Annotated in this window: 15 protein-coding genes; 9 read left to right on the plus strand and 6 right to left on the minus strand. The window is 67.3% G+C overall.

Annotated elements, in window-relative coordinates:
• Nucleotides 1–20: 20 nt before the first annotated feature.
• The gene (locus tag AWC07_RS06105) at nucleotides 21–944 is read right to left on the minus strand and encodes an LLM class F420-dependent oxidoreductase (RefSeq protein WP_085104996.1); all 924 of its coding nucleotides are present in this window, start codon (nucleotides 942–944) and stop codon (nucleotides 21–23) included.
• A 40-nt stretch (nucleotides 945–984) separates the two neighbouring features.
• Nucleotides 985–1,662, minus strand: a complete 678-nt coding sequence (locus AWC07_RS06110; RefSeq protein ID WP_036417102.1) for an SDR family oxidoreductase — start codon at nucleotides 1,660–1,662, stop codon at nucleotides 985–987.
• 235 nt (nucleotides 1,663–1,897) lie between these two features.
• Between AWC07_RS06110 and modA the strand changes: the two genes are divergently transcribed.
• The 6 genes from modA to AWC07_RS06140 all read left to right on the plus strand — a co-directional run bounded on the left by modA (nucleotide 1,898) and on the right by AWC07_RS06140 (nucleotide 7,554).
• Entirely contained in the window at nucleotides 1,898–2,677 is a 780-nt protein-coding gene (gene modA, locus AWC07_RS06115) for a molybdate ABC transporter substrate-binding protein (protein ID WP_036417100.1), read from the plus strand.
• Nucleotides 2,678–2,686: 9 nt separating this feature from the next.
• Nucleotides 2,687–3,481: an ABC transporter permease gene (locus AWC07_RS06120; RefSeq protein WP_036417098.1), complete on the plus strand. Its 795-nt coding sequence runs from the start codon at nucleotides 2,687–2,689 to the stop codon at nucleotides 3,479–3,481.
• 340 nt (nucleotides 3,482–3,821) lie between these two features.
• Nucleotides 3,822–4,919: a sulfate/molybdate ABC transporter ATP-binding protein gene (locus AWC07_RS06125; RefSeq protein ID WP_036417096.1), complete on the plus strand. Its 1,098-nt coding sequence runs from the start codon at nucleotides 3,822–3,824 to the stop codon at nucleotides 4,917–4,919.
• Nucleotides 4,920–4,996: 77 nt separating this feature from the next.
• Complete coding sequence (locus AWC07_RS06130; RefSeq protein ID WP_036417094.1) at nucleotides 4,997–6,022, plus strand: alanine and proline-rich secreted protein Apa; 1,026 nt, start codon at nucleotides 4,997–4,999, stop codon at nucleotides 6,020–6,022.
• 154 nt (nucleotides 6,023–6,176) lie between these two features.
• The gene (locus AWC07_RS06135; protein WP_036417091.1) at nucleotides 6,177–6,476 is read left to right on the plus strand and encodes a GlsB/YeaQ/YmgE family stress response membrane protein; all 300 of its coding nucleotides are present in this window, start codon (nucleotides 6,177–6,179) and stop codon (nucleotides 6,474–6,476) included.
• Between the two features lie 46 nt (nucleotides 6,477–6,522).
• Nucleotides 6,523–7,554, plus strand: coding sequence for a zinc-binding alcohol dehydrogenase family protein (locus AWC07_RS06140; RefSeq protein ID WP_139829571.1), 1,032 nt, complete (start codon nucleotides 6,523–6,525; stop codon nucleotides 7,552–7,554).
• 6 nt (nucleotides 7,555–7,560) lie between these two features.
• Here AWC07_RS06140 and AWC07_RS06145 read toward each other — a convergent pair whose 3' ends face one another.
• From AWC07_RS06145 to AWC07_RS06160, 4 genes are all read right to left on the minus strand, one after another.
• On the minus strand, nucleotides 7,561–8,274 hold the full coding sequence (locus AWC07_RS06145; protein WP_036417089.1) for a CPBP family intramembrane glutamic endopeptidase: 714 nt from the start codon (nucleotides 8,272–8,274) through the stop codon (nucleotides 7,561–7,563).
• Nucleotides 8,275–8,442: 168 nt separating this feature from the next.
• Nucleotides 8,443–9,117: an MOSC domain-containing protein gene (locus tag AWC07_RS06150; protein ID WP_036417108.1), complete on the minus strand. Its 675-nt coding sequence runs from the start codon at nucleotides 9,115–9,117 to the stop codon at nucleotides 8,443–8,445.
• A 251-nt stretch (nucleotides 9,118–9,368) separates the two neighbouring features.
• The gene (locus AWC07_RS06155; RefSeq protein WP_425271219.1) at nucleotides 9,369–11,771 is read right to left on the minus strand and encodes a phosphoketolase family protein; all 2,403 of its coding nucleotides are present in this window, start codon (nucleotides 11,769–11,771) and stop codon (nucleotides 9,369–9,371) included.
• 45 nt (nucleotides 11,772–11,816) lie between these two features.
• Nucleotides 11,817–12,665, minus strand: a complete 849-nt coding sequence (locus AWC07_RS06160; RefSeq protein WP_036417087.1) for an SDR family oxidoreductase — start codon at nucleotides 12,663–12,665, stop codon at nucleotides 11,817–11,819.
• A gap of 98 nt (nucleotides 12,666–12,763) precedes the next feature.
• Between AWC07_RS06160 and AWC07_RS06165 the strand changes: the two genes are divergently transcribed.
• The 3 genes from AWC07_RS06165 (at nucleotide 12,764) to AWC07_RS06175 (ending at nucleotide 17,298) form a co-directional block, all read left to right on the plus strand.
• Nucleotides 12,764–13,273: a GNAT family N-acetyltransferase gene (locus AWC07_RS06165; protein WP_036417085.1), complete on the plus strand. Its 510-nt coding sequence runs from the start codon at nucleotides 12,764–12,766 to the stop codon at nucleotides 13,271–13,273.
• A 78-nt stretch (nucleotides 13,274–13,351) separates the two neighbouring features.
• A complete protein-coding gene (locus tag AWC07_RS06170) occupies nucleotides 13,352–15,745 on the plus strand; it encodes a CoA transferase (RefSeq protein WP_139829570.1) in 2,394 nt (797 codons plus the stop codon).
• A gap of 59 nt (nucleotides 15,746–15,804) precedes the next feature.
• Nucleotides 15,805–17,298, plus strand: a complete 1,494-nt coding sequence (locus AWC07_RS06175) for an acetyl-CoA acetyltransferase (protein ID WP_036417082.1) — start codon at nucleotides 15,805–15,807, stop codon at nucleotides 17,296–17,298.
• Nucleotides 17,299–17,352 lie beyond the last annotated feature (54 nt).

Here is a 17,352-nt window from a genome sequence, read left to right on the forward strand (position 1 = left end):
CCACACCGCCACCTGCCAGGCTATACACCGAGCAGCGGGCGCAGGGTTTCGGCGGCTGCGGTGATCAGGCCGGGGCTGTGTCCGTGCGCGGACAGGTTGATGATCAGACCGTCGACACCGGCGTCGAGCACCTTGGCTTGCACTTGGTCGGCGATCTGCGCCGGGCTCCCGATCACCATGCGTCGGCTGGTCTCCGCCGGCAGTTGATCCGGCTTGGCCTTCTCGTCGATCACCACGGTCAACATCAGACTGGTCTCCAAGGTCGAGGGGTCTCGGACGGCTTCCTCGCAGCGCGCTGCGACGGCGTCCATCTTGCGGGGCAATTCGTCGAGCGCCGCAACGATGTTGAGATGGTCGGCGTACCGGGCCGCGATTGCGAAGGTCTTCTTTTCGCCACCACCGCCGATCAGGATCGGGACGCGGTCACGGTAACGCGGCTCGGCCATAGCCGATTCGGTGGTGTACCACTTTCCCGAGAAGGTCGGCCGCTCGCCTTTGATCATCGGGTCGAGAATCTGCAGCGCCTCCTCGAGCCGCTGGAATCGATCGGTGAAGGTGCCGAACTCGAATCCGAGCTGGCGGTGCTCGAGTTCAAACCAGCCGGCGCCGATGCCGAGAATCGCCCGGCCGGCACTGACCACGTCCAGTGTGGCGATGATCTTGGCCAGCAAGGCCGGGTTGCGGTAGGTATTGCCGGTCACCAAGGTGCCAAGTTGCAGCCGCTCGGTCGCGGTGGCCAGCGCGCCCAGGGCGGTGTACGCCTCCAACATGGGCTGGTCGGGCGTCCCGAGCATGGGCAGCTGATAAAAGTGGTCCATCAGGAACAACGAGTCGTAGCCGGCAGCTTCGGCCTCGCGCGCTTGGGCGATGACTGACGGAAACAGCTTTTCGACGCCGGTGCCGTAGGAGAAGTTAGGGATCTGAAAGCCGAGCCTGATAGCCACGGCATCTACCGTAGCGATCGGCGTGGGTAACCCAACAGAGTCAGGCGAAGTGCGCCAGCGCGCCGTGGCTCACGTGCAGTGTCTGGCCGGTGATGTGGCGTGCCGCGGGGGTGGTCAGAAACAGCGCCAACCGGGCGATCTCGGCCGCAACAGGAGCCGGTGTGCGGGAAAGGCCTTCATATCCGGGCTGGATACTGCGGCCGCACGCTACGGCGTTGACGGTGATGCCGCGGGTGCCGTAAACCTCGGCCTGCCCCGCGACCCAATTCGAGAGGGCGGCTTTGACCGCTGCGTCGGCGCTGCCTGCGGGCGGGTTTTCCGCCACGACGCCGATGATGGAACCACCGGAGCGCAGATGGTCGCCCACACATTGCACGGTCAATACCGCCGAGAGCACCGTCGCATCGAGCGCGTTGCGCCACGCGGCGGCGGTGTCGGACAGCGAGTAGGTCCGTGGATCACCGGCCTCCCAGGACTGCGCCGGCACGTTGACGATGGTGTCCAGGTGATGGGGGAACAAGCTGCGGACCTCGGTCAGGCTCGCCGGGTTGGTGGTGTCGCAGGCGATGGCGTCCACATCGAGTTCCTTGGCGACAACCTCCAGGTCGTCTCGTCGGGCACCGACCAGCGTCACTTTGTGACCGTCGTCGCGAAAGCCCGCGGCAACCGTACGCCCCAGATCCGTGTCGCCGCCGGTGACCAGCACCTCCACTGCCATGACCTCCTCGTGTTCACCATTGAACCCAGACCTTGGAAGTTCACCCGCCACAGGATCCTTGCCTGGGATCTCGGCATGTTGTGGCCTCAATCGCGGTACATGTTACTGGACAGTAGCTATTCGGCGAAACTCCGCGCCGCTACGACGCGCAGACGAGTTTCATAACTGTTGAGGCCTGTTCGGGAGCGCTTTTGGCCGGCGGTGGTTGATGGGCTCCGGCTGCTACGTTTGACCAATGCGCCGGATCGGGGCCCTGGGCGGTCGGGTATCGAGGCTGCTGATCTGGGGGCTGGTCGCGAGCGTGGTGGCGTGTAGTTCGCACGCACAACTGGCCCCGGGCCCGCGATCGATAGTGGTGTTCGCCGCGGCATCGCTGAAGTCCGCGTTCACGCGGATCGGTGAGCAGTTCAGGAAAGACTACCCCGGCGTTGGAGTCGACTTCGACTTCGCCGGTTCCTCTGAGTTGGCGACACAACTGACCCAGGGTGCGACGGCCGACGTCTTCGCCTCAGCAGACACCGCCCAGATGGACACCGTCGTCAAGGCCGGCTTGGTGGCCGCAGATCCGGCCAACTTTGCATCCAACACGCTGGTCATCGTCACCGCGCCGGGAAATCCGAAGCGGATCGGATCATTCGCTGACCTGGCCGGGCCGGGACTCAGCGTGGTGATCTGCCACCAGCCGGTGCCTTGTGGATCGGCCACCCGGCGCATCGAGAACGCCACCGGTATCCAGCTGCGGCCGGTCAGCGAAGAACTCAGCGTGACCGACGTTCTCAACAAGGTCGCGACCGGACAGGCCGATGCCGGGCTGGTCTATGTCACCGACGCAATGAGTTCCGGCGATAAGGTGGCGACGGTCAAGTTTCCCGAGGCCAGTGGCGCGGTGAACGTGTATCCCATCGCGGTGTTGAGAAAGGCGCCCCAGCCTGAGCTGGCCCGGAGGTTCGTGGCCCTGGTGACGGCCGAGACAGGGCGACAGATCCTGGATCGGTCGGGATTCGCCGGGCCCTGACGAGCTGCTGTGCGCCGGCCTGCCGATCTGCCCCGCTGGGTTTACGTCCCCGCCGCCGCGGGGACGCTCTTCGTGGTACTACCACTGATTGCGATTGCCCTCAAAGTCGATTGGCCCAACTTCTGGTCGCTGATCGCCAGCACCTCCTCAAAGACAGCACTGGTCCTGAGCCTGAAGACCGCCACGGCCAGCACGATGGTGTGCGTTCTGCTGGGAGTGCCGATGGCGCTGGTGCTGGCCCGCAGCCGGGCGCGGCTGGTGCGGTTGCTGCGGCCGCTGATCCTGCTGCCCCTCGTGCTGCCGCCAGTGGTGGGGGGTATCGCGCTGCTGTACGCGTTCGGCCGGCTCGGCTTGATCGGGCACTACCTGGAGGCGGCCGGCATCAAGATCGCGTTCAGCACGACGGCGGTGGTGCTGGCGCAGACCTTCGTCTCGCTGCCGTTCCTGGTGATATCCCTGGAGGGGGCGGCCCAAACCGCGGGAGCCGATTACGAGGTTGTCGCTGCCACACTCGGAGCCCGGCCGAGCACGATCTGGTGGCGGGTCACCCTGCCGCTGTTGCTGCCCGGCGTGGCGTCCGGAGCCGTGCTGGCATTCGCCCGGTCGCTGGGCGAATTCGGCGCAACCTTGACGTTCGCCGGTTCCCGGCAAGGAGTCACCCGCACCCTTCCGCTGGAGATCTACCTGCAGCGGGTCAACGATCCGGACGCTGCGGTGGCATTGTCGCTGCTTCTGGTAGCGGTGGCGGCGCTGGTCGTGCTCGGTCTGGGCGCCCGACGGCTGACCGGGACGGACACCAGGTGACGGCCGGGCGAACCGACCCCGAGCTTGCCGTGGGAACCGTTACAGCCGCCTAGCGTTGGGCGCGAAATGCGGCAATTGCGCTGCCGAAGTTCGATCATCGACCCTAAATACGACTGTTAAAACAAAGGCTAGGGCTGTGATCAGCCAACCAACCGCAGCTGCTACGGCACGCCAGGGAAACTGCCCACTGAACAGTGGGTGCTGCTTCGCGTGCTATCCGGGAATTGAAATCGTCGCCTAAGGTGTGAGCCATGCCTGGCAGCGGGGTGGGTTGACGGTGCTCGCAGTGTCAGTTCTGGGAGTCGGCGGGTAGCACGCACCTAACGCAAGGTAGCCGGACATGAGCGGGTTGCAGCTTCACGCCGTCGTGACGGACCGCGGTCTAGACGTGGAATTCGTCGTCTCGGCGGGCGAGGTGCTGGCCATACTCGGCCCCAATGGTGCCGGCAAATCCACCGCACTTCATGTCATTGCCGGGCTGGTTCGCCCCGACCCGGGACTGGTGCGCGTCGGAGACCGGGTGTTGACCGACACCGCGGCCGGGGTCGAGGTGGCGACACACGACCGCCGGGTGGGGCTGCTCCTCCAGGAACCGCTGCTGTTTCCGCACCTGAGCGTGGCCGCCAACGTGGTATTCGGACCGCTCAGCCGTCGCGGGATGTTCCGGTTCGCCCGCTCCAGGCGCAGGGAGTCGGCGCTGCGCTGGTTGAGTGAGGTGGACGCCGTGCAATTCGCTGACAGCAAGCCGCGGCAGCTATCCGGGGGTCAGGCCCAGCGGGTGGCCATTGCGCGCGCACTGGCGGCTGAACCTGATGTGCTGCTGCTCGACGAGCCGCTGACCGGGCTGGATGTGACTGCGGCCGCGGCGATCCGGGCGGTGCTGCGGGGCGTGGTTGCCGACACCGGCTGCGCCGTGGTGCTGATAACCCACAACCTGCTGGATGTATTTGCGCTGGCGGATCGGGTGATGGTGGTCGAGTCCGGGAAGATCTCCGAGATCGGTCCGGTGGCCGAGGTGCTTGCCGCGCCCCGAAGCCATTTCGGGGCCCGCATCGCGGGCATCAACCTGGTCAGCGGGACCATTGGCGGCGACGGCGCCCTGCACAGCCCGAGCGGCGCTGCTTGGCATGGGATCGCGGCCCAGGATCTCACCAGCGGCCAGGACGCCGTCGCGGTGTTCGCGCCGACAGCGGTAGCCGTGCACCTGGAACGGCCGCATGGCAGCCCCCGCAACACCGTCGAAGTGATGGTGACGGAGTTGCAGACTCGCGGTTCCGGGGTCTTGGTGCGTGGTCCGGATCAGCCAAACGGCGCCCCGGGGCTGGCCGCCAGCATCACCGCCGATGCCGCGGCGGAGTTGCGGCTGACGCCCGGGACGCCCGTGTGGTACAGCATCAAGGCGCATGAAGTTGCGCTGCACCCGGCGGCTCGCCGATAGGAGCTGCCGATGACGAACAGCGTCGACACCGGCAGGCCATCCTTGCTTCACAGCGACAACACGGTAGGTTCGTCGCCATGCATCAGGTGGACTCCAACATTAGACGTCGCAACCGACTGTGGGCAACGCTGGCGATCGCCACCGTAAGCAGCGCCGGCGCGCTCGCCATCGCGCTGCCGGCGACCTCCAGCGCCGACCCGGAGCCGGCACCCGCGCCGGCCACCACGACGGCGGTCGCGCCGCCGTCGACGACCGCGGCGTCACCTGCACCCGCACCGGCGACCACTCCGGCGACACCGCCACCGGGAGCCACCAGCACGCCTGCGGCACAGCCGGCCGATCCGAACGCGGCGCCGCCGCCGGCCGACCCCAACGCACCGCCCCCACCGGTTGCCGACCCTAATGCGCCCGAACCCGCCCGGATCACCAACGCGGTCGGCGGATTCAGCTTCATCCTGCCGCCAGGCTGGGTGGAGTCAGACGCTTCGCATCTCGACTACGGGTCGGCGCTGCTCAGCAAGGCAACCGGGGAGCCACAGATGCCCGGGCAGGCTCCGCCGGTCGCCAACGACACTCGTATCGTGCTGGGCCGGCTGGACCAACGGCTTTACGCCAGCGCCGAAACCACCAATCCCAAGGCCGCGGTCCGGTTGGGCTCGGACATGGGTGAGTTCTTCATGCCGTACCCGGGCACCCGAATCAACCAGGAAGCGGTTCCGCTCAACGCCAACGGGGTGTCCGGAAGCGCGTCGTACTACGAAGTCAAATTCAGCGATCCGGCCAAGCCGAACGGACAGATCTGGACCGGCGTGATCGGTACGCCCGCGGGGAGTACGCCCAATGCCGGGCCTCCGCAGCGCTGGTTCGTGGTGTGGCTGGGGACCTCGAACAACCCGGTGGACAAGGGCGCGGCAAAGGCTCTCGCCGAGTCGATCCGTCCCTGGACGCCCCCGCCGGCGCCCGCGCCGGCACCGGCTCCGGGCGAGCTGGGGACGGAACCTGGTGCGCCCGCGCCGGCGCCCGCTCCCGCACCGGTCCAGGCTCCGGCCGCGGGTGTGACCCCGACCCTCACCCCGACACCGCAGCGGACCCAACCGGCGTAACCGGCAGTCGCAAACCGGCATATCCGCCCCGGTTGGCCGGGCGTCGCGAAGTCGACCATTCCCATCGCCGCGCGAACCGGGTATACCGAGATCACGGTCCAGCAGTCGAGTTGGGCTTTACCGGTGATGAGCCGGTGATGACGAGGAGATCGCGATGGGTGTCATGGCAGCAGCCGAGTTTCTGGCCCGCTCGACTACGCTGACCAGCGTCGGCTGGATCGGTTACATCATCATCGGTGCCATCGCGGGCTGGATAGCGGGCAAGATTGTCAAAGGCTCGGGATCCGGGATCTTGATAAACATCGTCATCGGCGTCGTGGGTGCACTGATCGGCGGCTTCCTGCTGAGCTTCTTCGTCAACACCGCGGCCGGAGGTTGGTGGTTCACGCTGTTCACCGCAATTCTCGGCTCGGTGATCCTGCTCTGGCTAGTCGGCATGGTGCAGAAGCGCTAAACCGCCGCTAACCCGTTGCCGCGGTGGCGGATTGCGGCATGATGAGGTGGTGTCCGCAGCGGTGACCGCCCCGACAATGACCGCCTGGCAGGTACGCCGGCCCGGCCCGATGGACACCCGTCCGCTTGAGCGGGTCAGCACCGAGGTGCCGCGGCCTGGGCCGGCTGAATTGCTCGTTGCGGTGCACGCGTGCGGGGTCTGCCGTACCGATCTGCACGTCACCGAGGGCGACCTTCCCGTGCACCGCGAACGAGTGACCCCCGGACACGAGGTGGTCGGGGAAGTTATCGAGGTGAGTGCCGATGCCGGCGACGAGTTTCAGGTGGGGGATCGGGTCGGTATCGCTTGGCTACGCCACACCTGCGGGCTGTGCAAGTACTGCCTTAGGGGCGACGAAAATCTGTGTCCGAATTCGCGCTACACCGGCTGGGACGCCGACGGCGGATACGCCGAATTCACCACGGTCCCAGCGGCTTTCGCGCACCACCTGCCCAGCGGCTACAGCGACTGCGAACTTGCGCCGCTATTGTGTGCCGGCATCATCGGCTACCGCTCGCTGATGCGGGCCGAACTGCCGCCCGGCGGTCGGCTGGGTCTTTACGGCTTCGGCGGCAGCGCCCACATTACCGCGCAGGTCGCGCTGGCCCAGGGTGCGGAGGTGCACGTGATGACCCGCGGAGCCCAAGCGCGCCGGCTGGCGCTCGACCTCGGCGCCGCCTCAGCCCAAGGCGCCACCGACCCGCCACCGGTGCCGCTGGACGCTGCCATTCTGTTCGCTCCGGTCGGCGACCTGGTGCTGCCCGCATGCGAGGCGCTGGACCGGGGCGGCACTCTGGCCATCGCTGGCATTCATCTGAGCGATATTCCGCCGCTGAACTATCAACGACACCTCTTCCAGGAACGGCAGATCCGGTCGGTCACATCGAACACCCGGGCCGACGCGCGCGCGTTCCTCGACTTCGCGGCGCACCACCATATCCAGGTCACCACTCCGGAATACCCGCTGGGACAAGCCGATCGTGCGCTGAGCGACCTCAGCTCCGGCCGTATCGCCGGTGCAGCCGTGCTGCTGGTCTAACCGGGTTCAGGTCGTCAGGTGCCAGACCACGGCGGCCGCCAGCGCACCCAACCCGTTCAGCGACCAGTGCAGGGCGATCGGCGCGATCAGGCTGCCGCTGCGCCGGCGCAGCCAGCTGAACACGAAGCCGGCCGCGCCGGTGGCCAACACCGCCAACGTCACCCCGGCCAGCATCCCGACGATCCCGCCGCCGAACAATCGAGTGAAGCCGACATTGGTGCTCGTCAGACCCAATGACGTCGCGACATGCCAAAGACCGAAGAGCAGCGAGCCCACCATCGCGACGCCGCGAAATCCCCAGGCACGACTGAGGGCGCCGTGCAGGACACCGCGGAACGCCAGCTCCTCGGGAATGACGGTTTGCAGCGGTATGACGAGCATCGAGGCGATCAGCGCGCCCGAGACCGTCGCGTAGCGGTTGTTCAGGAACATCGGCCGCGTCACCGGCACCAGCACGCCGACCGCGATCACCGACACCACCACGGCCACCGCAGCCAGCGCATACCCCAGGCCGGATCTCCAGTGCTGCCGACCCAGACCCAGTTCGGTCCAGCCCAGCCCACGCCACCGGACGAGGATCAGTAGACCGGCAGCGGCGGCCGGGACGGTCGCGATGCTGGCCCACGGCGTGGTGAAGTGTGCCACCAGGTTGGTCAGCACCAGGACCACGACGACGACGGCGACATCGACGTGGATCCGCAACCGCTCAGGTTTCGGCATCGGCAATGCCGGCGCGTCTGGCTGAGCGCTGACGGCGGCTTGGTCCGGAGCTGGGTTAGGCATTGTGGCGAGTCTACCTGCGCGCAGCCGAATGCCCGCTTGCTTCGGGCGGCGCAGACCGGACCACGTGTCGACACGATCATCGAACCAGCTCGGAGCCGCAGCGATTCAACCCTCGTTCGGCGTCAGCCTGCGGCGCGCGTAGGCCAGAAGTTCGGCCGAGAGCGCGTCGGCCACCAATAGCCGGGGCAGCAGCTCGGGTTCCGACATCCGGGCGCGGAAGACGAGACCGATGGTCACGTCATGATCGGGACGGTGGTCGATCGTGATCGCGTCACCGGCCCGAACTGTGCCCGGCGAGATCACCCGCAAGTAGGCCCCGGGTTTCCCTGCTTGGGTGAAGGTGTTGACCCAATGGCTCAATTCCAGGAACGCCGAAAACGTCCGGCACGGCGTCCGGGGCGCGGATACTTCCAGCACCAAGCCGTCGGTGCCGACGCGCCATCGTTCACCGATCCGTGCGCCGGTCACATCGATGCCCACGGTGGTCAGATTCTCGCCGAACATTCCGCTGCTGAGGGTGCGCCGGAGTCGAGATTCCCACCCGTCCATGTCTTCTCGTGCATACGCGTAAACGGCCTGGTCGTCGCCGCCATGGAATTTCTGATTGCCGATGGTGTCGCCGACCAGCCCACTGCCCAGACCACCGTGCATCGGGCCCGGCGCTCTCACCATGACCGGCTCGGTTACCGCCACCTTGGCTATGCCCGTCACCTTGGACAATGCGCGTGGATCAGGGTTTGCTCGGGCACGGGCCAGGTTCACCGACAAGACATGCGCCACCCGCACAGGCTAGCGCTGCAGCGCTGGTGGCCGGCAGACACTGCACCCGGTCGTCTGGTTCCGGGTCAGTCGGCTTCCTGGGTAACCGGTTTCGGGCCGCGATGGCCAGTCGAGAGAAAAGCGGTGGACCGAGCAGTCGGGCGCGGTCGCTCGGCGGCGAGCAAGGGCTCCACTTCGGCCAGCGCGGCCAGTGGCAGGGCCATGGATTACGAACGTCGCCGGATCGGCCTAATTGGTCGTCTCGCTCGGCGTCACTGCCTGCGTTCGGTCCGCTCGCCCGACTCCCAGGCCCATCCCGCGATCTCGGGGTCATCGGCGCCGTGCTCACGGGTGTACAAACGTGCCGCGAGCCGGGCGTCGGCCATCTGCTGGCGTAGCACGGCGGCTCGGCCGGCCAGCCCGTCAACCCGGTCGATGACGTCCATGACCAGGTGAAAGCGATCCAGATCGTTGAGCATCACCATGTCGAACGGTGTCGTCGTGGTCCCGCGCTCCTTGAACCCGCGCACATGAATACGGGGGTGGTTGGCGCGGCGATACGCGAGCCGGTGGATCAACCACGGATACCCGTGGTAGGCGAAGATGACCGGCTTGTCGCGAGTGAACAATGCATCGAATTCCTTGTCGGCCAATCCATGTGGGTGTTCGGACTCCGGCTGCAGCCGCATGATGTCGACGACGTTGATCACCCGCACGCCTAACCCGGGCAGTTCCCGCCGCAGAATGTCGGCGGCTGCCAGCGTCTCCAGCGTCGGCACGTCTCCCGCGCAGGCCAGCACCACGTCGGGATCACCGGTCGCCGTGCTTGCCCACTGCCAGATGCCGAGCCCGCGAGTGCAGTGCGCGACGGCCTCGTCCATCCCGAGATAGGAGAGCGCTGGTTGCTTGCCGGCGACGATGACGTTGACATAGTCACGGCTGCGCAGGCAGTGGTCGGCCACCGACAACAATGTGTTGCCATCGGGCGGCAGGTAGACGCGTACCACCTCGGGCCGCTTGTTGGCGACCAGGTCGATGAATCCGGGATCTTGGTGCGAAGCGCCGTTGTGGTCCTGGCGCCACACATGGGAGCTCAGCAGGTAGTTCAGCGACGCGATCGGCCGCCGCCATGGCAGTTCCCGGCTGGTCGACAGCCATTTGGTGTGCTGGTTGAACATCGAGTCGACGATATGCACGAAGGCCTCGTAGCAGTCGAACATGCCGTGGCGGCCGGTCAGCAGATAGCCCTCCAGCCAGCCTTGACACAGATGCTCCGACAGCACCTCCATCACCCGGCCTGTCGCAGACAGGTGATCGTCGTCGTCGGTGGTCTCCGACAGCCAGGTTCGCCCGGTCGCTTCGAATACGGCGCTGAGCCGGTTCGACGCGGTTTCGTCCGGGCCCATCAGCCGGAACCGATCCGGGTTGCGCCGGATCACGTCTCGCAGATACGTACCGAGCACCCGGGTGGCCTCGTGCGTTTCGCAGGCCGGACGTGCCACCGGCACCGCGTAGTCGCGGAAGTCGGGAAGATCGAGGTCGCGCAGCAGCAGCCCGCCGTTGGCGTGCGGGTTGGCGCTCATCCGCCGATCACCGGTTGGTGCCAGCGCCCGCAGCTCGGCCCGCAACGTGCCGTTGTCGTCGAACAGCTCATCGGGCCGGTAGCTGCGCAGCCACTCTTCAAGCTGCCGGCGACGCTCGGCGCTGTCGTGGGTGTCGGCGAGCGGGACCTGATGCGAGCGCCAGGTGCCCTCGACCTTCTTGCCGTCGACCACCTTCGGCCCGGTCCAACCCTTGGGGGTGTGCAGCACGATCATCGGCCACACCGGCCTTGCGACATTCTCGCCCGCCCGGGCGGCGTGCTGAATGGCCGCAATGTCGTCGAACGCGTCATCGAGCGCAGCGGCGAGTCGCTGGTGCACACCGGCCGGGTCTTCGCCGGACACTGTGATCGGCCGGTAGCCGTAGCCCCGCAACAGCGATTCCAGCTCGTCGTGCGGAATGCGGGCCAGCACCGTCGGATTGGCGATCTTGTATCCGTTGAGGTGCAGGATCGGCAGCACCGCCCCATCGATCGCGGGGTTGAGGAATTTGTTGGAATGCCAGCTGGCCGCCAGTGGACCGGTTTCGGCCTCGCCGTCACCGATCACGCAGGCGACCACCAGATCGGGATTGTCGAACGCCGCACCGAAGGCATGCACCAGCGCGTATCCGAGCTCACCGCCTTCGTGGATAGACCCCGGAGTCTGGGCAGCCACATGGCTGGGGATGCCGCCGGGGAAGGAGAACTGCCGGAACAGCCGGCGCAATCCTTCGGCGTCTTCCCCGATGCCGGTGTACACCTCGCTGTAGGTGCCTTCGAGGTAGGCGTTGGCGACCAGGCCGGGACCGCCGTGCCCGGGGCCGGTGACGTAGATGACGTTGGCGTCACGGTTGCGGATAACTCGGTTGAGGTGGGCGTAGACGAGGTTGAGTCCCGGCGTGGTGCCCCAGTGTCCCAGCAGCCGGGGTTTGACGTGCTCGGCTGACAGCGGTTCGGCCAGCAGTGGATTGTCCAGCAGGTAGATCTGGCCGACCGACAGGTAGTTGGCGGCACGCCAGTAGGCGTCGATGCGGGCCAGTTCGTCGTCGGAAAGGGTCACGGCTGTTGGGGTTTCAGGGTTCACCGGGCTCACCGGGCCGATTGTGCGCGCCCTCGGTGAACTGCCAGCTGAGGCCGGTCAGTCCTGTCCACGAGCGCGGGCCTCGTAGGCTTTGCGCTTGGCGACGTCGACGTCGTCGGTGAAGACGCGTTCACCGCCCAGGATGCGGTTCAGCCCCTCGGCCAGCGGGCGCGGCATGAACTTCTGCGAGACGACCATCGCTCCGGCCGCCCGGGTGACCCGCACCCGCGGCTTCGGGTGGGCCACCAGCCGCACGATCGCGTCGGCGATCTGCTCCGGCTCTGCGTTCTTGAATCCCTTGACCCCGGCGGTCCCGGCGGTCAGTTCGGTATTCACGAACGTCGGCAACACCATGGAGAACTTCACGCCCGCCGAGCGGTATTCGAGCCGCGCCGAGTCGGTGAACGCCACGACCGCGTGCTTGCTGGCGCAGTAGGTGGCCAACCCCACCGCATAGAGCTCGCCGGCAAGCGAGGCGACGTTGATGACCTGCCCACGCCCGTGCGGGACCATCCGCTCAACGGCCAGCTTGCTGCCCAGGACGACCCCGAAGACATTGACGTCCAAAATGCGGCGGGTCACCGAATCCGGCTCGTCGATAATCCGCCCCACTGGCATGATGCCGGCGTTGTTGACCAGCACGTCGATCGGGCCGAGCTGGCGCTCGACCCGGTCGAGAAAATCCGAAAACGAACCCCGGTCGGTGACATCGAGTTTGCCGTAGACGTCGAGACCCAGGTCGGCACCCGATTCCTTCACTTTGGCCTCGTCGATGTCGCCGATCGCAACCCGGGCGCCCAACTTGTGCAGGGCGGTCGCCGTCGCCAATCCGATGCCTCGTGCACCGCCGGTGATGACGATGACCTTGCCGCGCACCTTGACACCGAGGGATGCCGTGTCTGCCATGTTCGTCCTCTCCGGGGCTTGACGGGTGTCAACCGGGCGATGCGGTAAGCACACCACCCGGCCGCACGCTGCGCAACAACCGCGCCGATACTGCAACGGTGACGCAGGTGCGCGCGGCCGTCCCGGAGGACGCCGAAGCGGTGGCTCGTGTGCACGTCCGGTCGTGGCAGTGCGCCTATCCGGGACTCATCGACCAGGAATACCTCGACGGTCTGCGGCCCGAGGTGTGGGCACGCCGGTATACGTTCGGCCGCATGGGACTTCGGCTGCCGACCACCGTGGTGGCCGTCGACGGTTCTGCCATCTGCGGCTTGGCCACCACGGGCCTGTGCCGGGACCACGACTTGCCGAATTCCGGTGAGCTTACGGCGATCTACGTCGATCCGGCCTGGCTGGGTAGCGGAGTCGGCCGTTTGTTGATGGCCGCTGCCCGAGATCGGCTGCGTCGGGTCGGGGTCAGCCACGCTTCGTTGTGGGTGCTGGACGGAAATGTCCGCGCCCGGCGGTTCTACGAGCGCGACGGGTGGAGGTTCGACGGGACGCGGCGCACCGAGGTCTTCGGCGCCACGGCGGTAGAACAACTGCGCTACCAGCGCACGCCGGTCTGATCCCGGGCGGCACGGCTTTCCAGTTCCCGCGCCGGGATGAGGCGCGCGGAGGTGGGCGGGCGCCGGTACGGTGTGCGGATGGCCGACGGGTTGCTGGATTCGGTACGCGTCCTGGACCTATCCCGAGGTAGCGCCGACATGGTCACCCGGTTGCTGGCCGATCTGGGTGCCGACGTCCTCAAGGTGGAAGCTCCCGGCGGCAGCCCGGGACGCGGCGTCCCGCCGACGTTGGCCGGCACCAGCATCCCGTTCGCCGTGCACAACGCCAACAAGCGCAGCGCGGTGCTGGACCCGCTCGACGAGCAGGACCGCCGGCGTTTCGACGAACTCACCGCCAACGCCGACATCGTGGTCGACAGCGGCCTTCCCGGAGCGGCGTCCGCTTACGGGACAACGTGTGCCGAACTGGCCGATCGCCACCCACACCTGGTTGTGTTGTCGTTCACCGACTTCGGTACCTGCGGGCCACGATCCGCCTGGCGTGCCACCGATCCGGTGTTGTATGCGATGTCGGGCTCGCTGTCGCGGTCCGGTCCCACCACAGGCACCCCGGTGTTACCGCCGGACGGCATCGCTTCGGCGACCGCCGCCGTCCAAGCCGCCTGGGCGCTGCTGGTCGCCTATTACAACAGATTGCGTTGTGGCACAGGTGATTACATCGACTTCTCGCGGTTCGACGCGGTTGTCATGGCCCTTGACCCGGCCTTCGGGGCGCACGGGCAGGTCGCGGCCGGCATCCGCAGCAGCGCACGGTGGCGCGGACGCCCCAGAAACCAGGACGCGTACCCGATCTATCCGTGCCAGGACGGCTACGTGCGGTTGTGCGTGATGGCGCCGCGCCAATGGCGCGGCCTGCGCCGCTGGTTGGGGGAGCCGCAAGACTTTCAGGATCCCAGCTACGACGTGATCGGCGCCCGTTTTGCCGCGTGGCCCCAGATCAGTCTGTTGGTGGCGGCGCTGTTCGCCGGACAGACCATGAAAGAGTTGGTGGCCGCCGGACAGGCTCACGGGGTGCCGATCGCGGCGGTGCTGACGCCGTCGCGGATCCTGGCCTCCGAACATTTCCAGGCGGTGGGCGCGATCACCGATGCCGAGCTCGTTCCCGGCGTGCACGCCCAGGTGCCGACCGGATATTTCACCGTCAACGAGCAGCGCGCCGGCTTTCGCACCCCCGCTCCCGCCCCCGGACGGCACAAACCGCGCTGGCTCGCCGACCCGGCACCGGTACCCCCGCCCGCGGGCGAGGTGGGCGGCTACCCCTTCGAGGGACTGCGCATTCTCGACCTCGGCATCATCGTCGCCGGCGGTGAGCTCAGCCGCCTGTTCGGCGACTTAGGCGCCGAGGTCATCAAGGTCGAGAGCGCCGACTATCCCGACGGGCTGCGACAGGCCCGCGTCGGCGACGCGATGAGCGAGTCATTCGCCTGGACCCACCGCAATCACCGCGCATTCGGGATGGACCTGCGCAGCACCGAGGGCAAGGAGATCTTCGGCCGCCTGCTGGCCGAGGCCGACGCCGTCTTCGCCAACTTCAAGCCGGGAACGCTGACCTCACTGGGGTTCAACTACGACAAGCTGCGTGGCCTCAACCCTCGGATCGTGCTCGCCGGCAGCAGCGCGTTCGGCAACCGCGGCCCGTGGAGCCGCCGGCTGGGATATGGGCCGTTGGTGCGCGCGACCACCGGTGTCACCAGCGTGTGGACGTCCGAAGAAGCACCTGCCGACGGCGCGCGGCATTCCTTCTACGACGCGACGACGATCTTCCCCGATCACGTGGTGGGACGCGTCGTCGCGATCCTGGCCCTGGCCGCGCTGATCCACCGCGATCGCACCGGAGCCGGTGCCCACGTCCACGTCTCTCAGGCCGAAGTCGTCGTCAATCAACTCGACACGCTGTTCGTGACGGAAGCCGCCCGCGCCGCCGGCGCCGCCGAAATCCGCGACGACATCAGCGTGCACGCCGTCTGCCCGTGCGCCGGTGACGACGAATGGTGCGTCATCTCCATCTGCACAGATGACGAATGGCGTTGTGCTGCATCGGTTTTCGGTAAGCCGGAATTGGTCGACGACCCGCGCTTCGCGACGGCCGAGGCTCGCAGGGCCAACCGCGCCGACTTGTCGGCGGAGATGTCGGCGTGGACCGGCACCCACGCCCCGTTGCAGGCGGCCCAACTGCTGCAGTCGGGCGGAGTCGCTGCCGGACCGATGAACCGCCCGCCTGACCTGCTCGAGGATCCTCAGCTGGCCGAGCGCCAGCTGCTCGCGACCATGGTGCATCCGCTCATCGCACGTCCGCTGCCGGCGGAGACGGGTCCGGCGCCATTTCGCCACATCCCGCATTCACCGCACCGACCGGCGCCCCAGGCGGGTCAGGACACCCGCGCCATCTGCCACGAGCTGCTGGGGATGGGCCCGGACGAGGTCGAGCGGCTGATCGCCGAGGGCGTGTTGTTCGCGCCGGATGGCGGATAAGGATCCGCGAACGCCACGCTGGTGTGCGTCCGAACCAAGCTCGGCGCTAGGTTCGAAGCATGCCCGTTGATCCCAGGACTCCGGTGCTGATCGGCTACGGTCAGGTCAACCATCGCGACGAGATCGACCCGGCCGGGCCGTCGGTCGAACCGGTCGACCTGATGGTCGCAGCGGCCCGGCAAGCCGCCGATTCTCGGGTGTTGGCGGCCGTCGACTCGATCCGCGTGGTGCACATGCTTTCGGCGCACTACCGAAACCCGGGGCAGTTGCTCGGTGAGCGCCTCGACGCGGGCTGCTTCACCACGAGCTACGGCAGTGTCGGCGGCAACACGCCGCAGTCGCTGGTCAGCCAGGCCTGCCTGGACATCCAGCAGGGTCGCGCCGACGTGGTGCTGATCGGCGGCGCCGAAACCTGGCGTACCAGGACCGGGCTGAAGTCCCAGGGCAGCCGGCTGGTCTGGACTCGACAGGACGAATCCGTTCCGCTGCCTGAAATCGCCGGTGACGACGTCCCGATGGCGGGGGAGGCCGAGCTCAGGATCAAGCTGGACCGGCCCGCCTACGTCTACCCGCTGTTCGAGCAGGCGCTGCGCATCGCCAACGGCGAGTCGACGCAGGATCACCGGCGCCGGGTCGGTCAGCTGTGGGCTCGCTTCAATGCCGTCGCGGTCGACAATCCCAACGCCTGGATCCGCACCCCGATGACCGCCGACGAGATTTGGCGGCCCGGCCCGCAGAACCGGATGATCAGTTGGCCCTACACCAAGTTGATGAACTCCAACAACATGGTCGACCAGGGCGCGGCGCTGATCCTGACGTCGGTCGAGCATGCCACCCGCCTGCAGGTCCCCCGCGAGCGCTGGGTTTACCCGCACGCGGGTACCGACGCGCACGACACACCCGCAATCGCCGAGCGGGCTGAGCTGTACCGGTCTCCGGCCATCCGGATCGGCGGCGCGCGTGTGTTGGAGCTGGCCGGCCTGGCCACCGACGATATCGACTACGTCGACCTGTACTCGTGCTTTCCCTCTGCCGTGCAGATTGCCGCGGCTGAACTCGGCCTGGCAACCGATGATCCCGCCCGAGCGCTGACGGTCACCGGCGGCCTGACCTTCGCCGGCGGCCCGTGGAGCAATTACGTCACCCACTCCATCGCCACCATGGCCGAACTGCTGGTGGCCAACCCCGGCAGCCGCGGGCTGATCACCGCAAACGGCGGTTACCTGACCAAACACAGCTTCGGCGTGTACAGCACCGAGCCGCCCGCGGAATTTCGATGGGAAGATGTGCAGCCGGTCGTGGACCGCGAGCCCACGACGGCGGGTTTGGTCGAGTGGGAGGGAATCGGAACGGTCGAGGCGTGGACCACGCCGTTCACCCGGGAGGGCCGGCCCGAGAAGACCTTTGTGGCCGTGCGCACGCCCGACGGGGCACGAAGTTTGGGGGTGATCACCGATCCCGATACGACCGAAGCAACAGTGCACCAAGACACCGGAGACATTGCCGGGGCCAAGGTTGCCATCGCCGCCGACGGCAGCGCGACACTGCGGTAACCGGCCGCGACGATTTCGAACGCCCTTCCGGGTCACGGTCCGGACTCAATTGGT

The sequence above is a fragment of the Mycobacterium gastri genome, from assembly GCF_002102175.1.
Lineage (GTDB): Bacteria > Actinomycetota > Actinomycetes > Mycobacteriales > Mycobacteriaceae > Mycobacterium > Mycobacterium gastri.